At 43.1% G+C, this 19,222-nt stretch carries 15 protein-coding genes and 1 pseudogene; 9 read left to right on the top strand and 7 right to left on the bottom strand.

The features are described 5' to 3' along the window. Positions 1 to 21: 21 nt before the first annotated feature. From JGK20_RS02580 to JGK20_RS02565, 4 genes are read right to left on the bottom strand one after another with little or no spacing between them, the layout of a single operon-like run. A complete protein-coding gene (locus JGK20_RS02580; protein ID WP_293229242.1) occupies positions 22 to 2,370 on the bottom strand; it encodes a hypothetical protein in 2,349 nt (782 codons plus the stop codon). Continuing rightward, entirely contained in the window at positions 2,367 to 6,317 is a 3,951-nt protein-coding gene (locus JGK20_RS02575; RefSeq protein ID WP_293229240.1) for a hypothetical protein, read from the bottom strand. Before JGK20_RS02575 ends, JGK20_RS02580 begins: the two co-directional genes overlap by 4 nt. Further along, positions 6,314 to 6,796: an AAA family ATPase gene (locus JGK20_RS02570; protein ID WP_293229237.1), complete on the bottom strand. Its 483-nt coding sequence runs from the start codon at positions 6,794 to 6,796 to the stop codon at positions 6,314 to 6,316. The genes JGK20_RS02575 and JGK20_RS02570 overlap by 4 nt, the downstream gene beginning before the upstream one ends. Continuing rightward, positions 6,793 to 7,623 carry a DUF4007 family protein gene (locus JGK20_RS02565; RefSeq protein WP_293229235.1) on the bottom strand — a complete coding sequence of 277 codons (831 nt, stop codon included), beginning with the start codon at positions 7,621 to 7,623 and terminating at the stop codon, positions 6,793 to 6,795. Before JGK20_RS02565 ends, JGK20_RS02570 begins: the two co-directional genes overlap by 4 nt. Before the next feature lie 427 nt (positions 7,624 to 8,050). On the opposite strand from JGK20_RS02565, the gene JGK20_RS02560 reads away from it, so the two are divergent. Continuing rightward, complete coding sequence (locus JGK20_RS02560) at positions 8,051 to 9,262, top strand: cysteine desulfurase family protein (protein WP_293229233.1); 1,212 nt, start codon at positions 8,051 to 8,053, stop codon at positions 9,260 to 9,262. Between the two features lie 668 nt (positions 9,263 to 9,930). Further along, entirely contained in the window at positions 9,931 to 10,203 is a 273-nt protein-coding gene (locus tag JGK20_RS02555; RefSeq protein ID WP_293229231.1) for a hypothetical protein, read from the top strand. 741 nt (positions 10,204 to 10,944) lie between these two features. Here the strand turns inward: JGK20_RS02555 and JGK20_RS02550 are convergent. Then, positions 10,945 to 12,189 carry an ISL3 family transposase gene (locus JGK20_RS02550; protein ID WP_293229228.1) on the bottom strand — a complete coding sequence of 415 codons (1,245 nt, stop codon included), beginning with the start codon at positions 12,187 to 12,189 and terminating at the stop codon, positions 10,945 to 10,947. 541 nt (positions 12,190 to 12,730) lie between these two features. Between JGK20_RS02550 and JGK20_RS02545 the strand changes: the two genes are divergently transcribed. From JGK20_RS02545 to JGK20_RS02525, 5 genes and pseudogenes are all read left to right on the top strand, one after another. Beyond that, the gene (locus JGK20_RS02545; RefSeq protein ID WP_293229225.1) at positions 12,731 to 12,889 is read left to right on the top strand and encodes a hypothetical protein; all 159 of its coding nucleotides are present in this window, start codon (positions 12,731 to 12,733) and stop codon (positions 12,887 to 12,889) included. 252 nt (positions 12,890 to 13,141) lie between these two features. Next, a complete protein-coding gene (gene mobC, locus JGK20_RS02540) occupies positions 13,142 to 13,543 on the top strand; it encodes a plasmid mobilization relaxosome protein MobC (protein WP_293229223.1) in 402 nt (133 codons plus the stop codon). A 65-nt stretch (positions 13,544 to 13,608) separates the two neighbouring features. Beyond that, positions 13,609 to 15,204 carry a relaxase/mobilization nuclease domain-containing protein gene (locus JGK20_RS02535; protein WP_293229221.1) on the top strand — a complete coding sequence of 532 codons (1,596 nt, stop codon included), beginning with the start codon at positions 13,609 to 13,611 and terminating at the stop codon, positions 15,202 to 15,204. 68 nt (positions 15,205 to 15,272) lie between these two features. Then, positions 15,273 to 15,650: pseudogene (locus tag JGK20_RS02530) on the top strand (ISAs1 family transposase); the annotation flags it as partial. 105 nt (positions 15,651 to 15,755) lie between these two features. Then, a complete protein-coding gene (locus tag JGK20_RS02525) occupies positions 15,756 to 15,983 on the top strand; it encodes a hypothetical protein (protein WP_293229218.1) in 228 nt (75 codons plus the stop codon). A gap of 655 nt (positions 15,984 to 16,638) precedes the next feature. Here the strand turns inward: JGK20_RS02525 and JGK20_RS02520 are convergent. Both JGK20_RS02520 and JGK20_RS02515 read right to left on the bottom strand, forming a co-directional pair. Beyond that, positions 16,639 to 16,899 (bottom strand): transposase, encoded by a 261-nt coding sequence (locus JGK20_RS02520; protein ID WP_293229216.1) that lies wholly within the window; start codon positions 16,897 to 16,899, stop codon positions 16,639 to 16,641. Positions 16,900 to 17,110: 211 nt separating this feature from the next. Beyond that, a complete protein-coding gene (locus JGK20_RS02515; protein WP_293229213.1) occupies positions 17,111 to 17,587 on the bottom strand; it encodes a helix-turn-helix domain-containing protein in 477 nt (158 codons plus the stop codon). A gap of 354 nt (positions 17,588 to 17,941) precedes the next feature. On the opposite strand from JGK20_RS02515, the gene JGK20_RS02510 reads away from it, so the two are divergent. Then, entirely contained in the window at positions 17,942 to 18,229 is a 288-nt protein-coding gene (locus tag JGK20_RS02510; RefSeq protein ID WP_293229210.1) for a helix-turn-helix domain-containing protein, read from the top strand. Between the two features lie 210 nt (positions 18,230 to 18,439). Then, the gene (locus JGK20_RS02505) at positions 18,440 to 19,216 is read left to right on the top strand and encodes a transposase (RefSeq protein WP_293229207.1); all 777 of its coding nucleotides are present in this window, start codon (positions 18,440 to 18,442) and stop codon (positions 19,214 to 19,216) included. The last annotated feature ends 6 nt before the right edge of the window (positions 19,217 to 19,222 follow it).

The following is a 19,222-nucleotide window of genomic DNA, read 5'->3' as shown; positions in this document are numbered from 1 at the left end:
AATTTATTTTATAAACTATTATCAAATATTGTCGAATAACTCATCTACTTGGCTAACTTGGAAACGCTTAATAGGCACTTCCATTTGACCGCTGAATTGCAAACTTTGCCCCCCGAGCTCGCAATTAAGTAACCACTCTAGGAGTTCAGAACGACCTTTACTATTTACTGCGGAAATCTTGAGTTCTGCAATAGAAGAATCTGAATCTGCTGGTATTGTATTCCAGGTTGCTTGAGTGCCTGCCAATGTTAGTCTAACTGTTTTCAAGGGAACTGAGTTAGGATTTACCAGCGTCACCCGCAGGATACTCGCCCGAGTTGCTGTCAAGTATCCCTCCACCTCGATAATAGGTTTTACGACCTGAATGGGTGTCGGCTGTAATTCAATGCAAGCAACAACTGTCTCTTCAGGAGTTGCGCCACCGTGCGTCCAGCCGCCGGGTCTGCGTTCTACTGCGACGTAACTTTTTGGAATGAGAAAATCGTAAGGCAGATTGTATGCGTCTTTTGAGAGATAATACCAATCCTGCTCAAGATAGCGCAGATCATCGGCTGATAGGGTTTTATCAATAGCACAACATCGTGTTCCTTGATAAATGCTTTGCGTAGTGTTTTCATGGGTGTTATCATCATTAAATTCAAAAGCAAATTTAGGAACTTTTTTGACAGAGCATTGAGGTGGTAAAAGCGTACTACCGTGATCGCTAATCACAAAACCTACTGCTTTGAAACCTTGCTTGAGACATTGCTGAAAACTTTGATTAGCTAAACGTGCTATCAGGTTTAGATGACCGTCAACACTCTCATCATCAGTGAAACTGCTGCTGTGGTGGTTTTGCTCATCGAGGGCATTGTAAAGTAAAGCATAGATACCTGGTTTGGCATCTGCTACGAATGCCCTTTCCATATCTGATGGTTGGGTGTACACAAAAACACTCACTTTTTCACAACCAAGCCTAGTTTTCAAAAGCTGTGAAATCGGCTTGTTTGTGTTCGTTTTGTCAAAATATCCCTGCACGATAGCTCGCTTAGAAATAGATGTCACTGAAGGCAATCCTGACAAGGTTGGACGTATTTCTGTGACTCCCATACCATTCTCCGCACAAATAGCCGAAAGTCTCTTGCCTTGCCACCAAGTCAAACCATCAACAATAAACCACAATACAACATCTGCTTGCTTGGAGTCAATTAATCCTTGAATTCTGCTTAGCTGATTCGTGACAATTGAAGCATTGGGATTAAATGGTAATTCAGGATATTTCCCGACCAGCCAATCCGCAAAACGATTAGCTAAATCAATTTGAGGGTCACGGGGTTGACGGTTGCGAATTACCCAACTAAAGTATGGCATATATTCAACCGTCGCCCAATTAAGCCATTCCTCGGTAGACCAACTCTCATCCGGTATCTGAGGCAAAGACGGACAAACAAGGGATTCCAGTCGTCTTAACACATTCCTAGCTTCTGAAAAGAGAGAAAATTGATGCCTAATGAGGTCAATAATTGGAAGAGTTAGCAGGCTTATATTTTGTTGTGCCCATTGCTCGACAATACTTAGTTCAACATCAGCTAGTCCAGACATCCCTTTAACAGCTACTATCATCTCTTCTGAAGTTGGGTTTTTGGCCAGCCACGAACTCCAGAAGCACTTTAAATCTGCTTCATATTTCCTCAACAAATCCCGGCATAAGTTAAGATGGCGATCGCAGTCTTCTATTGAGGCACATTCAAATTTCTGACGAAGAGTAAAACTGCTCGGATAAGCTTTTAAAGCCCAACGCAGAAGAACTGCCTCCCCAGCCTGTTGCCAGCTATCTTGCCCCATACATTCAATAAAAATATTATAGCGATTATCAGCCTCTATCCATTCATTTAATCTGGCTTTTGCCAGTGTCATTAATGACACTGGAATTTGCCCTTTCTGTACAGCCCATACTGATAAATCGGCTAAATGACCTTGATATAAATTCGTGGTTCTCCAAATCGGATCGATGAGTTGATCTATAATCCAGCCAGAGGGGTCAGTTGCCGCTGCAAAATCAGGCTTTGGTAGATTGAGTAGCTGCAAATCTTGAATAGCAGCTTCGTCTAGTTCAGCAGGGAATGAAAAGTCAAACTTTTGTCGAAAGCGATCTCGCAAATCGATCTCTTCCCAACGCACAACCTGCAAATCATAGTCACGCATATCCTCTAGCCACTGAGCTAGAATGCGAGACTGTACATAAACAGTGTAATCCCGATCTTGAGCGTCTAGGGCGCGACGCAAACGCTGTCTTAAAGGAATATAATCTTGAATTTTGTTGACAACCCAAGTGTAGTTATCTGTTTCAATCGGCTGCGTGCAGTAAAAATCACAGTAAATAGTAATCATTGCGGATCGTACTTCTCCTTCAATCGCTGCCACAAAGCATCCTGTTCTTGCGGAGAAATACTTTCAAAAATTGTCTGGATTTGGGTAAATGCTCGATCTACCGCACCATTAGTATCAGCACCATTATTGAGTTCTTTGACAACACTTGCATCACCTATAGATGAAGACTCAGATGCTCTAGTTAGAGTTTTTTTGGTGGTAGTGGAATAGTTGGTTGTACCCCTAGCTGTGGTGGTTGGGCCAGTTGCAGAGCTTTTGGCTAGGCTGCCCGATTTTGTAGAAGCAGGGCTACTTGTAGCAGTTTTTGAGCTTTTTAAATTCGCAGGGCTTTTTGTTGGGTGAACTGGCGAGTTTGTAGCAATTGTAGAGGGTGTAGGAGTTATTGGTAATGACCCTCTCAACTCTTCTGCTTTTGCTTCCGCAGTAGCTTTTGCTTCAGACAGACGTTGCAGATATTCATCTCTGGTACTAATTGCCGGCCACCCGTCAAAAGGTAGCAGTCCCCATCGAGATGCCAGTGCATTTAAAAAAGCCTGTTCAAAACTATAGGGGTCATCAAGGACATACAAAAGGTCACGGGCTGCTGGATTCCCTGCTAAATCGGTAGGCCTTAATCCACCCACTAATTCAGCCCGCCATTTCTGTGCTGCTGTCAATGTATCATTCCAATCATTTCGCCACTCAGTCACCCCAAAAACCTGACTAATTTGCCAGGCCATGTAAGCCTTAAATTTTTTCCCAACTTTGCTCAATTGCTGGCAAGTATTTTCTAGCATTGTCAAAGTTTCATCGAGTTCTGTCTCAGTCCATTGCGAACTATCAGAATGAAGTCCTAAATCAATCGGCAGACTATTGAGTAAAGCCTCTGCCGTTTCTGAAATGGTAGGCAGAGAGGCTACTTTCATTAGTGCTACGGATGCAGAAATAGTCTCTGAGGTAATATCTTTTAGGATGCTGGCTAGTTCAACCTCAGAAGCTTGTCGGGCTACAGGGCAAATGTCGTTTGTCCATTTTCGGAGTAGTGCTGCAATTTGGTTGCGGAAAGAAGCGGTTTCCCCAGGTTGGTTACGAACCTGACCCCGATCTGGATATAAAGCGCGTTCCGCTAATCCCCGGAGAAACAGACGCTGAGTCTCCGTCAAAGGCTGGTAACGCACCACAAACTTTGCGGGTGACTCGACCATCTCTACAATTGTTTTACCGATCGCATCAATAGGTTGTTGTGCCAATGCACTACCGCTACTGCCCGATGCTGTTGTAGTGTAAATTTCTAAATAGTCTCGATTGTAACGATAGAAAGCTGCGATAAACAGTTGTAAAACTGAGGGATATAACCCGTAAGGGCGACGGGCTAGCGTAGCAACTATCTCTGACCAAGGAGTATTTTGACGCAATCGCTCCTCTAACAAAAGCCAGATCTCATTGCTATTTTTTTTCAGACGAGTTGGTACGCAGACTTCATAGGTATCATATCCACCTTCTTTCTTGACATGATGAAGAAGTCCTAATTCACAAGCACCATCTATAAGAATCACCTCTTCTGCTGTTCTTTTAGATCCTCTTTTATCAGGAAGTTGGCATTGAGCTTGTAAAATTTTATCAAGGGCATTTTCTAAAAATTTCGACTTACCATTGGATTTGAGGTGCTGGCTCTGTCTGTGCATTGGTGTCTTCGAGAAGACATCGTTCATAACTGCTGTTGCCAGCAAGTTGAGATGACCGGGCGTATTGACTGTTACAGTGCGTGCGCCCCGAAACCACTCAAACTTTGAAGGTTGCTCAAACAATTGCAAGGCCTGCTGAAACGCTGTAAGATAGTCTTTTCCTATTAACCCAGAATCGATGAGAAGTTCCTGATAGTCGGAAGTTTTATAGTTTTCACTTTCTCGCAATTCTTCCAAAGCTCGTTTGCGCTGGAATCGTATAATTAAATCAGTAGGATTGCGGGGTACAGCTACAACCAACTGGTCATACTGACGGGTTAATTGCAAAGCTGTGGAACGTGCCTGCTCTAACTCTAACTCCGAGGCAGCAACCACATACCACAATAAGCCATCATTTTCTTCTAGAGATTGGGTTAGCCCTGCTGAACTTGAGAGTTCCGCAGGGCTAACAAATCGGGTAATGAGATGGCGAGCGCTTTTACGCTCTTTGTTGTAATCTTGCGCCTCAACATCAGTAGGCTTGTGAAGACTATTGAGTAAGATAATAGGCGATTGCCTATTATCTCCTTGAGCCTTACGGTCAATCTGACTCCGCAATTGTAGCGGATTTGCACGCCCAGGTTTAACTAATTGGTAATGTCCGCTTTGCGAAGGATAAGCAATCCCAACTTGTTCTAGTTGACTAAGTGCAGCAGCTACTTCTGACATTTTTGAAGTAGATAAACTGAGGGCGTGGCGTAGTAATTCGCGATCGGCACGCAAATTAGCATCGCCGCTAGCCACATCCAACATCACCAATGCACGCAGTAAACGCCCTTCTATACCCCTTTCTATTTGTTGCGCTGAAAGAGTTTGGCTGGCATCTTGATACGCTTTTAGTAAATCAGGACGCTTTTCTGTCAAGTTGCTCTCAAAATATCCAAATAACTTATCGAGCGATAATAACGATATCCAACCATTGGAAGCATCACCATTTGCTTCTTGGATGAAATGCTTTAACCCGCCCTCTGCATCCCAGATAAAACTAAACATTGTCCGTTCGTTTTGTGCCAGGACTGCATTCAATCGCGACAAGCAATAAGTGGCTAGAGGATGCAATGGAAAACACCCTTGAACTATCGTCTTTTGCACCCATTCACGGTCGGTTTTTCCAGTAGCACGACTGCCCCATAAATTCATAGCTAGTGTGAGTAAGTCATCTCGTTGTTTTTCCGCATTGTCGAACAGACGATCTGGAGATATGAGTTTAGCAATAGACGCACTAATCAATTCTTCCGTGTTTAGAGAGCGCAGTTCATGTTGGCTAAAACGTCCTCCACTGCGTTCTAATGCCGCTTGTGCCACCTGGGTACTGCCCTGAGCGCTAGCAAAACTTTGCAAGCTAACCACATAAAAATGAAGTTGATTTTCTCTCGAACGGACGGCTGCTTCTGCTAAATTATCGATGCCCTTGCTATCGGCTGCCGTTGATGACTCTCCTAGTTTCTGAAGCAAATGAGTAAACTCGTCCGCAATCACAAAAATGCCACTATACTTACCGTTTGCTACAATCTTTTTTGCCACCTCAGCAAAAGCTTCCGATGGTCTTTGGATAACAGCAGTAGGCTGAAATGGCGTACCGGAAGCTATCTGTGCAGCAGGACGAAACACATCCAAAGCTGAGTCACCTCGCAAACTTTTCAAGCCAGACTTTAGTTGATTTAAGGTGCGACCATAATCCTTTCCCAAAACTTCTGACAACCGCTTAATTGTTTCAGGATAACCCACTTCCCATTCTTCAATCTGCTTCAAAGCGGCTTGATAATAAGTATTTGCCAACAAATCTTCTAAACTTTGAGCCTTAAGAGAATCAGCTAAGCCAGTCAATACAAAACTGCTGAAAGTAACAGCAGTGTCAGCTTGCAGCAGCACCAGCAAAAACGGCGGTTTTCCCAGACGAGCGTTGTATATAGCTTCAGCTTTGGCGTGATTGAGATGGTGCAACCGTTCAAAAAAAGGAGCTAAAAGTGGTTCCTCCGGCCCACGAGTCACATAATTAGCAATCATCAGCATCAGGTCAGATTTCCCGGTGCCGTAAGTACCAACGAACGAGCGGGCGCGTTTCTCCGAATTGGGTTGCAGACTATCTCGAAGACTCATAAAGATATCAAGAATCTCTTGAGTGGGAATGTAGCTTTCAACGAAGTGCCGGTTAAGTTGCTCGTCAAAAAAATCAGCAGGCAGTTGTACAGAGGGTTTAAATCCACCTTGAACCTCGACTAACTCCCGCATTTTTCGTGTCATAGCTGCACCTCTTCAGGCATTTCAAATATGTGGTAATTCATTCCAGGTAAGATTTTTAATAATTGTTGAGCTGTGCGTTTTCGAGTCACTAAGACGACACCTGTCGGCAAACGAGTAGCACGCCCTACCTGCTTAAAAAATACCTCTTGCTGTTCCCAATTCCACAAACTTAACAAGGATTCGATCTCGTCAATGGCGACTATTTCAGGTGCTACTTTGTTATCTATCAACTTTTTTATAGTTTCCAAAAAATTTTCGGGGTGATAACTTTCTTCGCGTCCAGTCAAACTGTCTAAAAAACCAGGTTCGAGGGTGAAATCTATGTATCTCCAGCTAGTGCGCTGACAGACGGTACGGCTGAGCAACGTCTTGCCAGAATGAGGCTTCCCGACAACCCACAAAACTCGATATCGAGCTTGTTCTCGACAGACAAAGCGAATGCGCTCTTCAAGGGCCAGAACGAGCTCTTCAAAGTTCATTGTTGTTTGTAGTAACGTTCTAGCAAGGTTTGCGGTGAATCGAGATAGAGTCGGTTAACTGGCTCGTGTTGCGTTTCAGAAAAGCTTAAATAGCCAAGGCCCGCCAGTTCACCCACGAACTGCCGGATCTGTCGGTCATCCGTTTGACACAGATGCCCAAGACTACCTTCCTCTTTGCACAACTGCACGAAACGCAGGGTATTCGTATGATTGTAGTGGCGATGCCACCAGTCACACAAGAGATAACCCACTACTAGGATGTGCGGCCAATTGGGAGAACCTACGCTCAGGGTGGTTTTTTGCTTGATTAAAATCCCCAATTTGCTCAATCCTTGGGGACGAATGTAGGTACTGAGAGCACAAGAAGGATCTTTGCTGAGAGCGGAACGATTATTAACTTCACCCATGACGCTGGCAAAATAGGAACTAAATTGCTCAGGAGTGAAGGTCAAACCGGGTGAGAGGAATTCATTAATGAGAATGCGCCATGCCTCAGAACACTCAGTGTGTTTGGTGGACAGGTAATAATGCAGTACCCACTGCGTCCCCAAGTCGGTCAGAGTTGGATCGTATTTACTAGCCAATTGACCAAAGGATGTTAGTTCGTAGGTTAGTGTCCGCTGTCGCTGTTCGCCAGAGTGAAGGGTTGCCAAACCCGTATGACGTAGCCATGCCGAAAAACCCTCGGCAACGGGGCGATTAACACCCATACACTGAGCTAAGGCATCATGGCCCTGTTCAGACTGAGCCTGCACGCACTGTAAAGCCGTGCTGAGACGTTTCAGATCGAGGTTGAAGTTTTGGTAAAAACCTATTGTCTTGGCCAAGGGTTACATCCACGCACTTAATGCTTTATTTTAAAAGATAGTGGGTACTTAGTAGCCTTAACGAAAGATGCCCCAAGCAAACTTTGCCACCCAAATAGCTGCCCAGCGATCAGATGCCAACTTTGCAACATCCTTACTCTGCTAACTTACTCTCCTAAAAACTGAGGGCAGCAAGTAGTCGGGTGTGCCAAAAAGACTCTGCACTAAAAACGGGTCTAAGATTAGGGGGCTCTCCTAGATTTGTGGTGGGAGCGGTAGTGTGAGCGTCTCGCTCACGCAAGCTTCCCGGCGCGGGGCACAGAAAATTTTATTTTTATTATCACCTAAAACTTAGGAGAACAGATTAGGATTTTTAAGAAGCATCATTGTACCCTTTAATTTTCTTATAACCCTTACTCAAACGTGAAAATATTAGAAAACTAGAAGCGTGAAAGATATACAAACTCAAACTTATTCCATATATCTCGATTATCATTCAACAACTCCCGTGGATAATCGGGTTGCCAATTTGATGTTGCATTACATGACAACAGCATTCGGTAATCCCAGCAGTATTGACCATACTTATGGTGATGACGCGGAAAGAGCTGTGTCCCAGGCTGCAAGGCATATTGCTAAATTAGTTGGAGCTTCACCTAAAGAAGTAATTTTCACTTCGGGAGCTACTCAAAGCATCAACCTGGCAATTCAAGGCAGCATAACTGCTGAAAACAGTTCTCAAACACAATTTCGGGTTGCTATATTGCCTGTTGAACACAAAGCTGTTTTAGATCCATGTTATGCCTTAGAGAAAAAAGGATTAGCTGAAGTTTTAGTGCTCCGCGTTGACTCAAAAGGCAGGCTTTGCCTAGAGCATCTTGAACAGGTTTGTGCGTCGGGGGTGTCCCTGCTGTGCGTTATGGCAGCTAACAACGAAATTGGTAATATTTATCCGCTCCGAGAAGTGGGAAAAGTTGCTCAAAAATACGGTATTCCTTTTCTGTGCGATGCTTCCCAAGCTGTGGGAAAAATACCAATTAATTTTGAAGAGTGGGGAATTACTTACTTGGCGATATCGGCGCATAAACTCTATGGACCTAAAGGTTCTGGAGCATTAATAGTCAGGAAAGGATATCACCTAGAGTCAAATTTTTTGGGTGGCTGGCATAAAAAGGGGTTGAGGTCAGGAACTCTTAATGTTCCTGGTATTGTTGGATTAGGGGAAGCTTGCCGCCTACGTCAGTTGGAAATGTTCGAGGATGAGAGGGCAATCGCTGCTCTGAGGGACAAATTGCAGAATTTGCTGCTGGAAAAAATTCCCGGTTTAGTTGTTAATGGAAATATCTCTGGTCGTTTAGCTGGCAATCTCCACATTTCTATCCCTGACGTTCCGAATACTGCGATCATTGCCAGAGTCCGTTCTCAATTAGCTATCTCCACTGGCGCAGCCTGCTCATCGGGCGTCGAGGCTCCCTCTCATGTCCTGCAAGCTATGTGTTTGCCAGAGTCGGCGATAGAAGGAGCGTTGCGTATAGGTGTTGGTAAATTTACAACATCTTTAGAGATTGAGCAAGCTGCTCAGATTCTTTCTAATGCTGTCAGTCAGGCTCGTCAAGCTATGGTAGGAGGGGTTGGGCCGCACATCGGAAGTACCAACTAAGTTTATTTATCATCGCTTGTCAAGCTCTGCGAGACAACAACATTTTAGTCGATTGATTGTCGGGTTAGCCAGACAACAACATTTTGCCTTATTACCGAGGTCAGCCTCACACTCGTTTTCAGCCTCAACGGAGCCCAAAAGCCAGACATGCCAGCCTCAACTTTATTGCTTGCATAACGGCTGCTATGCTACAAAATCGCTTCTAAAATTTTAGCTGCCTGCCACTTTTCTCAGACTTCGTAAACTTGATTTTTCATTCAATTTAGATACTGTAACTTGACTATTTAATCAATTCACTTGTTGTTAAAAAGGCTAAAAAATAGCTAATTTTTGTGTGTCCTAAAGTCAGGCATTTGCAGTATAAAGTCAGGCGGAAAGCAGTACAAAATCAGGTATTTGCAGGTATTTGCAGGGACTGCACTCTACCTGTATTTACCTGAAAATATCCTGCAAATGCCTGAATTTGTCGGTCAAACTGCTGCTTTTTTGTGCTGTTCGTGCGTTTGCTTGTTGGGACTGCTTATAGTTGTTCTCTCTCAGTAGCAAGCAATGTTTTTGTGATCACAAACCAGACTTTTACGTACACAAACAAAAACGATGCACCCTTATGAATGGGGAATCTTAGGTATCAAGGCGCTTGATTTTTACCCGATATTCGGCTGTGCCGATTGCTCACATTGCTCCTGTTGTTGTGGCGGTTTTTGTGGAGGGGATCGACGCCGGAAAAGTCACAACAGCCGATGTTGTGGCAGTTGTCGGCGAGGCAGAACTTGCCCGGTTCAAGCGGAGTGCCGCTCGTTGCCCCGTTTTTTGATTTCTTCGTACTGACACGGAATCAACCAGGCGATCGGGTTGATGTGAAAGCTCGATCGCCCGCCAGCAGACTTATCTGTTCGCGACTCGCACCGTCGAGCGAAGCCACCACCAAAAAAATTAGCTAATTTTTGTGCGCCCTAAAGTCAGGCAAGTGCCGTATAAAATCAGGCGGAAAGCTGTACAAAATCAGTGAGATTCAGGTATTTGCAGGGGCTGCACTCTACCTGTTTTTACCCGAAAATGTCCGGCAAACACCTGAATTTTTCCGTCAAATTGCTGCTTTTTTGGGTCGAGCGTGCATTGGTTTGTTGAGGTCGATTATGGCTGTTCTTTGTTAGTAGCAAGCAATGGTTTTGTGATCACAAACCGTGACTAATGCGTGCAGACAAAAAATATCCACCCCCCATCAATATTGAGCATATTGCTTACCCGCAGTTCAAACCTTATTGATATGGAATAAGGAACGACTCGCGAGTGGCTACTGAAGCCCAAATGCCTCAATAAGAGCGGTAAGGTATGGGACAGGGACGGCAAACTATTTTTTTGTGGGAATGTATTAGCGATCGCTCTTTACGCCTAGAGATTGCTGCTTGTATTAATCAGGAGGTGAATTATAACCGCCATTAATAGGTGGGAGTCGAGCGACTACTGTAAACCGACCGACTGCTGTAAACCAAGTCAGGGAATAAATCTTTAGCCGACTGTCAAGCTTTATCAGACAACAACAGTTTAGCCGATTGCAAAGCGCGAGTCCGCAACAGCAATTTATGCGACTGTCAAGGCTGACATAACGGCGGCTACGCTGCCAATTTTTTCGCACTTCTGAAATTTGATTTTTAAGGCTCTTCCTTACTTATTATGCTAAACTAACAATTAAAATGCCAACTAAGCAAGCATCTATTTTTGTAATTATCGAAATTCCTAAAGCCATACGCAGAACGTTTTATTAACTTGAGCTTGTTGTTGATACCCTCAACAACACCACTTGTTGTCCTATTATCAAAGTAAGCAATAATTTCATCAAGCCAATGGATAATAGTGTTCCCGCTATAGGGAAAATATTTTTTGGCTCTTTGGTGCCATTGTCCAAGTTCAAATAATGCCTTTAACCAATTTGTTGTTTCCTCAAAAATTTGTCTAAAATCTTCTTTTAATTCATGCATTATTTTGAGGGTAGGGCATACATTTTTCACTTGCATTAGCTTAATTTTTTGCTGTTCAGTTAAGTCTTGTTCATTTTTCAATAAGCAATATTTGCTTTTGTTTAATCCCTCTAGAAATTGTTGACATTCTGCTTTTTTTGAGCGTAACTTGGTGGTTTTTTCTAAATTTCTTGCCTGTCTTTTTTCGCGTTTTTTCTGTGTATCTAACTCCTTGTTTACTTGTACTCTCACATGAAATCTGTCGGCTACTACCTGAACATTTGGCATGAGATCCATGACGAGGGTTTTGTAACCAATCCACAAATCTATACTAACTTCTTCTATCTGTTCTAAGACCTCTGTACCCCATGAAATAAGGACTTTCTTGATGTCTACTTGCGTTCTTCCGGGAATAATTGTGATTAATTTAGATGTCTCTAAATCTATTAATACAGCACAGTAATTTCCTTGACCTTTAATTAAGGCTATTTCATCAATTCCTAGTTTTTTGAGTGCCGATGGTTTTGAGGATAATTGTAATGATGCATCCTCTAACATTCTTTCTATTTCTTCTGTTGTTACTACCCCTTTTTTTGCCACACTGTGAATATCGCTTTTTAAAACTTCTTGGATTGTTTGAGCCGCCAGTCTTTTTGTATAAGTTCTTCGATTTATGACAAAATCTAACTTTTCGCTAAACGGTTTTCCACATTTTTTACATTTAAACTGTCGTCTGTTGATTTCTAAAAATACTGGTTTTTCTCCCCATGATAAATCTTTCACTACATATCGATGGTTTTGATGTAATCTATGACTTTTTGTCCCGCAACGATGGCAATGACTTTCTTTGGATATTGAGTCAACCTGTAACATTATTCCAATTCCCGGTTGTTGACTCTGCGAGATTACTTTAATTCCTTCTATATTCAGGATTTCTGTTAGAACTTTAGTTCTGTTTTTTGTAGCCATAACTATGATTTTATCTAAAAAATATTGGTACCCCTGATAGAGTTAACAATTAAACCAACCTAGATGTCAAGTCTGGTAGGGACTTGACTGACTATTTTATACATTTATTTATATTTATTTACTAATTTGACTATTTATTTAGCATAGTAAGTAAGGAAGAACCATTTTTAATTCAACTTACCAAGCCACAACTTGACTATTTAATCAATTCACTTGTTGTTAAAAACGCTAAAAAATAGCTAATTGTTGTGGAGCGTTAAAATCAGGCATTTGCAGTATAAAGTCAGGCGTTTGCAGTATAAAATCAGTGAGATACAGGTATTTGCAGGGGCTGCACTTTACCTGCAAATGCCTGTAAATATCCTGCAAATGCCTGCAATTTTATGCCAAATTACTGCTTTTTTGTGCTGTTCGTGTCTTGACCTGTTGAGGCTGGTTATGGCTGTTCTCTCTCGGTAGCAAGCAATGGTTTTGCGATCGCAAACCCTGACTAATGCGTGCTGACAAAAAATAATGCACCCTTATGAATGGGGCATCATAGGTGTTAAGTAGCTTGATTTTTACCCGCTCTTGGACTGTGCCGATTGCTCACATTGCTCCTGCTGTTGTAGCGGCTTTTGTGGCAGCACAAGCATCAATTGCCGCAACTTTCCCATCGCACTTGGGTAGCGATCGCTCGCATTGCTCGCTCTCTTGTTAACCAGCCATCGCTCTCTTGTTAACCAGCCATCGCTGTCAGACGTTTAATCGTCCTTCCCATGCGATCGTCTCACTCGCTATAATTTCTAGCAACAAATTAAATTAAGTTAGAGTTCGGTAGGGGTCAGTCTCTACTTTGATAAACCCTCTAATAGCCCTCTCCAATTGGAGGGGATAAAATCACCTGATTAGCGGTTTTAAATTACAGTTGTTAACTTGTATCTTGGCAAGAGGTTTTTACTGATTAAAAACTATGAAAACTTTATCGGAAGTCAAACCTAGAGAGCTGCTATCCAACCATATTCACATTCGCCTAACTGACTCTGACTACAATCAAATTAAAGCAAGAGCCTCGCTAGTCAATTTGAGCATGAGCGACTTCATGCGCCGTGCAGCTTTGAGGAGAGCCATACCGCGCCCTCTAGCTGCATTTGACTTAAAAGTCTATCAAGTGTTATGCAAGATTGATGCCCAATTGAGAATTGCAGGAAACAACCTCAATCAACTTACTAAAGCTTGCAATAGTGCTGTGGCATTGGGAGAACCCGTTGTTGTCAATACAGGACTCTTAGAAAGCGTACAGCAACTCATTCGAGAAAACCAAAATGCAATTAAATCAATAGTTGCAAACCTCGCCAAATCTACAGTACGCTAATTATTAACAAGGCTCGGCTTTACCGCCTGAGCAATCGATTCTGTGAAACTGACGGTTTTTCGGTTATGATTGGCAAACAAATCAAAGGTACAGGCTTTCGGGGCTGTCTGAACTACGTGCTGGGCAAAAAAGATGCCGCTCTAATTGGCGGTACTATGTGCGGACAAACTCCTGAAGAACTCGCTGCTGAATTTGGCATCGCCCGACAACTAAGACCTAACCTGAAAGTAGCAGTTTTTCACGCCACTTTATCTGTCGCAAGCACCGAAAAACTAGAAGATTTTGAAGAAAATGACCAGCGCTGGCTGGCGATCGCAGCCAACTACATGAAAGCGATGGAATTTGACAACAACCAGTACGCAGTTGTCAAGCACAGCGATACAGAACACGACCACATCCACATCGTCGCCAGTCGCATTTGCCTAGATGGAGGTGTTGTTGACGATAGCTGGGACTATTATAAAAGCCAAGAAACTATTCGCCAGCTTGAACGGAACTACAACCTGGAAACTGTTACACCCAGTTGGGAAACAGACAAGCGAGCTCAGACTACAGGAGAACACAGGCAATTAAAAAGCAAGGGAAACAAGAGCGTCAGGGCGCAATTGCAAGACCTAATTGATGAAGTTACCCAAGACAACAACCCAAGTATGCCAGAATTTGTTGAGCGATTGCAGCAACAAGGCGTAGAGGTGCAAGTCGGATTGACTCGAACTGGCTTCAGTAAAGGCATTTCTTACAATTTAGATGGAGTCGCTTTAAGTGGCACTCAGTTGGGTAAAGCCTACACTTTTTTTGGATTGCAGAAGCATCGAGGCGTTAGCTATGACAAAGGGCGAGATAACGCCCTAATTGAGGCTTTAATGCAGCCACAACACTTAGCTATCGCCCCCAGTGAGGCAGAGGAAAATGAGCTAGAGTCGTCACAATTCGAGTTAGTAGCAGGCGCACCTGCAACGAGTGCAACAGCAAATGAGTTAGAGCTGTCACAATCTGAGCTAGAAACAACCGCACCTGCAACGAGTGCAACACCAAATGAGTTAGAGTTACAACTGTCAATCCTGCCTGAAAGGAATGAAACTCAGTGGCAAAAAGTGCGCTCGCATCTAGCTGTCGAGTACAGTTTACCTTTAGAATTGCTTGAAAAATTGCACTCTCATTCTTGGCTGTATGCCGGCTCAGAAAAGGCTGTCTTTACAGGACGGACGCTTGAGGGGGAAGCCCGGTTCGCTTTTGTCCTAGAGGAATTGGGCAACTTTACTACAACCCATCCCCTGTCATCTGAAGCTGCTTTCTGGGTAGCTACTACTGGAGAAATCGAGCGAGCTGTGATTGCATGTAACCCAATCGAAGCCCTTTCAATTTTGCTTATTGAACAGGATAACTCTACAACAGCACCAGCGACACTTTACCTAGGATTTGAACGAGCTTCACAACTGCCTATACAATTCTTACAAGAACTCGATAGCGTTATTATAGCGATCGCCGAAAATTCTCAGCTTGCTCGAAATGCGAGCGCGCTGCTACCGGATGCAGAACTTGTCAGTCCACAGTCAAGTTGGAATGATATCTGGATACAATTAATTGAGCAAGAACAGCAAACTCACAAACAAAATAACCAACAGTATAAACAGCGCATCCAGGACATCGAACTGGATTAGCTTTTACAGCTTTAAAAATTGATACGACTTACGCAACTGAGGAATTTTTAGACTATCTGTGGCGTAAGGTGCACTATTGCGCTCGTCGAAAGAGTTCGTCATCTGTGGAACAAAACCACTCACTCCTGTGCAGTTTTACCTAAGTTCTTTACCAGTAGATGCTAAAGCGGAATGGTCGTGCTATTCGTCAACATTGGGGCATTGAAAACCAAGTGCATTGGACGTTAGATGTTACTTTTAATGAAGACCAGTGCCGCATTCGGTCGTTCAACAGTCCTCAAAATTTGGCTTTTCTAAGACGAATGGCACTTAATGCCATCAATCAAGAAACGGCTCTCCGACGTAGTTTGCGACAAAAAAAGAACCGAGCGGCGATGAATGATGACTATATGATGCAGATTCAAAGAGTGCTTGTGTCAAGCCTGATTGAGATGCTCTTACCCTAGAGTCACTTGCTCACGCTTGTGCTCTGTTGAAATCTAAACTGCCAATATCCAACTTTCGACTCCTAGCTATCTTTGTGACTGATAAAGCTATGGTCGATGTTGGATTTGCTGGCATCAACCCGACCTACAAGCAAAAGCGATCGGCTCTCATGGCGAGTTAAGTCCAAGCTCGATGCTCGCTGTCGGACGAACGATCGTCACAGCGAGCATCGACATCTTTACTGGCTGCAAAATCGCAAACAGAATAGCTCGGCGCGATCGCGTCAGGCATCCGCCGCCAATGCCGAACTGCACCAACTCGAATGCGTCGTACCCGGCGACGCTCCATCGTAAAGGCGGCTGTCCTGTACACCAACTGGCTCGCTCTTGGCTTCAATATCGACTCACGCGAGCGAGTGTACAGCGAGCGTCAAAGTCCAAACTGCCCATTAAACTTTCTCGCCTTGGCTGCCCAGAGTGTGCGTGAGCTAACTTCAACTTCCAACTGTTCTCATCGCAGTCTTGCAAAAACCCTAAATTGGCAAAAAGTGCTCAAATTCGACTCTTGTACGCCATTTTGACATGGCTTGCTACGCGACTAGCGCGCTAATGAGGAGGATTGAGGAGGATTCAAGAGGTGTCGGAGTACAGAAAATCACGCCAAAAGCAACAATTCTTTACAAAAACTAATAAGCATTTATACTTAAAATGAGGCTAAAAGTAGGAAATAGGAGGTGTAATGAGTAAAAAATGTGCTGTTTTTTCCTCTTTTTTCCTCCCAATTTTTAGCTAATTTTTTTTGCTCAGTTATATCGATTTTCCTGCATTGGTTTGGTCAAGGTGCACTCGGATTGATACAGTTAATGGGGAGCCAGTGATAGCGAATTGCAGGCTTATTCGGATATTCGAGTAACGGTAGCCGAGTCACGAGTTGCACCTTTTAAGGTCGAGACAATTCTTTGAAAGCGCAATGCTGTCGGCTGGTCTAGTAATACAGCACTTCCGGGTGTTATGAGGTACAGTAGCAGCAATTAGTAAACCAGTTTTTAAGATGTTTCGGATTCATCAAGTCAAGAGCGACAGCAATTATCGTGTCAACCATTTTAGTGGTGGTTGGTGAAAACCGTCGCAATAAAGATTTGAGTTGCGACCACCATAATTCAATTGGATTAAAGTCAGGTGAGTATGGGGACAAACACAAGATAGAAGCACCCACAGCTTCAACCATAGGCTTAATTAAATCTACTTTATGCGCTCGTAAGTTATCCATGACTACTACTGCTCCCGACCACAATTGTGGCACTAAAAATTTCAAGGGCGAATACCTCAAATACTTGGCTATCCATCGAGTTGTCTATGGTCATTAATGCCACTACTTGCGTGAGACTAATTGCACCAATTACTGTGACTTTTTGACCTCGATAAAAAGGTTTGACCGCATAGGCTCTCGTTCCTCGTTGTGAACGTGCATGAGTTCTGGTTCAACCCAATAATACTCCAGTCTCATCTAAAAATACTAGATTTTTTGGGTCGATATGCTTGACTTTTTCCCAATACTCTAACCTTAATTTCATGACTCTTTCAGTGCCAGCTTGGCTACTTCTCACTGTTTTTTTTTTACGATTTAATCCTAACTTTTGTAAGGCATTACACATGGCTGTTCTTCCCACCCAATTTCCGGTCTTCTCGGCAAATAACTCACACAATTCTAGTAAAGTTGCATCTGAATGTGCTGCCACTATTTCTCTCAAAGAAGCTGTGGAATTATTCAAATGACTGTATCTCGGTTTCCCCCTAGGTTTCGGCTGTAAATTCCCCTCTATTTTTTGTTGCTTGACCAGTTTTTGAACTAAGCTTTTACTGCAAGCAAATATTTCTGCTGTTTTTCTGATCGACAGCTTCTGATCTAGATGGGCTGCTACTATTTTGGCTCGCAAATCTACTGAATATGCTTTCATTGGTGTATTTTTTTAAATCTATTCTTAATTGTACCTCATAACACCAGGAAGTGCTGTACTAGCTATCGCCACAAACACCTAAAAACAGGGGGGATGGGGGTGTCAAAAGGCTTGAATTTTACCCGATATTCAACTGTTCTGATAAATGCCATCGATGCCATGTTAGCCCAGTGTGTCAAAGGATTTGAATTTTACCCGATATCCAACTGTGCCGATTGCGCGAACATTGCTCCTACTGTTGTGACAACTTCGTAGCAGCACTAGTACAGCTCGGCGTAAGTAAACAGACTATATTTGTGGTAGAATAACATAGTTAGTTTAGACCAGTTTCAGTAGGTGATAAAGGAGTCATATATGGCCTTATTAATGCCTAAAACCTTAAAATTAAGCGATGACGAGCGTCATCAACTTCACCAGTTGAGCAAGAAACACAACACGCCGCAACAGATCGTGCTACGAGCCAAAATCATTCTCATGGCATCTGATGGTCAAAACCATCGTGAAATAGCCCGAAGCCTAGGGATTAACCGGCAGATGGCTCGTGAAGGGGCGAAACCGATGGTTGGAGAGCGAGGGAAAAGACTTATCGATTTTGCAAAAATTACAAGATCAAGAGCGTGTTGGCGCACCAGTAAAATTTAGCATGGAACAAGTAACCGAGTTATTTGCACTCGCCTGTTCCTCACCGTCCGATTATGGACGACCAATAAGTCACTCTCTCAGCTAGAGAGCTGGCGGAGGAAATCATGAAACAAGGCATTATTGAAAGTATATCAGTTCGTCATGTTGGCAGATTATTAGAAGAAGCAGAAATTAAACCACACGCCTCGCGCTACTGGTTAACCCCCCCCTGTGGATGAAGAATTTGATGCAAAAGTTAAAGATATTACAAACTTATATCTGACTGCGATTGAACGCAGTCAAAATGGAGAACACACTATATCAGTTGATGAAATGACAGGGATTCAAGCTGTTGAGCGTCTCGAAAAAGACTTACCAATGCGACCCGGGAAAGTTGCAAGAAGAGAGTTTGAATATATTCGTCATGGTACGCAGACATTGAGCGCTAATTTCAATATTGCAAATGGTAAGATAATCGAGCCAACTTGCGGATATTCGAGAACAGAATCTGATTTTTTACTGAATATTCGTCACATCATTGAAACTGACCATGATGCCAAAAAATGGCATCTAATTATGGATTGTCTGAATACTCACCAATCTGAATCACTGGTGCGTTTTGTCGCCGAAAAAGAAGGCTTAGATATCGACCTTGGTATTAAGGGGAAAAGCGGTATACTTCAATCTATGAAATCTCGGACAGTTTTTTTAAGTGACCCAACACATCAAATTGTTTTCCATTACACACCAAAACATTCTTCGTGGCTTAATCAAATAGAGATTTGGTTCAGCATTTTGGTACGGAAGTTACTAAAAAGAGCAAGTTTCACCAGTCAGTACGATCTGAAAAATCGTATCCTCAATTTTATTAACTACTTTAATCAAACAATGGCCAAACCTTTTAAGTGGACATATAAGCCCACATTCCGCAGATGTGGGTCGGATTTTTTTATCAGTTGTGAAAACTTGGAAGCCAAACGCTTTTGGGCTGAAATTATGCAGTGTTAGCCTTAC

The sequence above is a fragment of the Microcoleus sp. PH2017_05_CCC_O_A genome (genome assembly GCF_020738785.1).
In the GTDB taxonomy this organism is placed as follows: domain Bacteria; phylum Cyanobacteriota; class Cyanobacteriia; order Cyanobacteriales; family Microcoleaceae; genus Microcoleus.
The sequence above is the reverse complement of the archived record's forward strand: the minus strand, read 5'-3'. Positions and strand labels throughout refer to the sequence as shown.

Bases quoted from the DNA above. Each gene is read 5' to 3' on its own strand.
- JGK20_RS02550 (WP_293229228.1), bottom strand. From the start codon at position 12,189: ATGGCTACAAAAAACAGAACTAAAGTTCTAACAGAAATCCTGAATATA.
- mobC (WP_293229223.1), top strand. From the start codon at position 13,142: ATGAAAACTTTATCGGAAGTCAAACCTAGAGAGCTGCTATCCAACCAT.
- JGK20_RS02510 (WP_293229210.1), top strand. From the start codon at position 17,942: ATGGCCTTATTAATGCCTAAAACCTTAAAATTAAGCGATGACGAGCGT.
- JGK20_RS02570 (WP_293229237.1), bottom strand. From the start codon at position 6,796: ATGAACTTTGAAGAGCTCGTTCTGGCCCTTGAAGAGCGCATTCGCTTT.
- JGK20_RS02520 (WP_293229216.1), bottom strand. From the start codon at position 16,899: ATGGATAACTTACGAGCGCATAAAGTAGATTTAATTAAGCCTATGGTT.
- JGK20_RS02575 (WP_293229240.1), bottom strand. From the start codon at position 6,317: ATGACACGAAAAATGCGGGAGTTAGTCGAGGTTCAAGGTGGATTTAAA.
- JGK20_RS02535 (WP_293229221.1), top strand. From the start codon at position 13,609: ATGATTGGCAAACAAATCAAAGGTACAGGCTTTCGGGGCTGTCTGAAC.
- JGK20_RS02580 (WP_293229242.1), bottom strand. From the start codon at position 2,370: ATGATTACTATTTACTGTGATTTTTACTGCACGCAGCCGATTGAAACA.
- JGK20_RS02515 (WP_293229213.1), bottom strand. From the start codon at position 17,587: ATGAAAGCATATTCAGTAGATTTGCGAGCCAAAATAGTAGCAGCCCAT.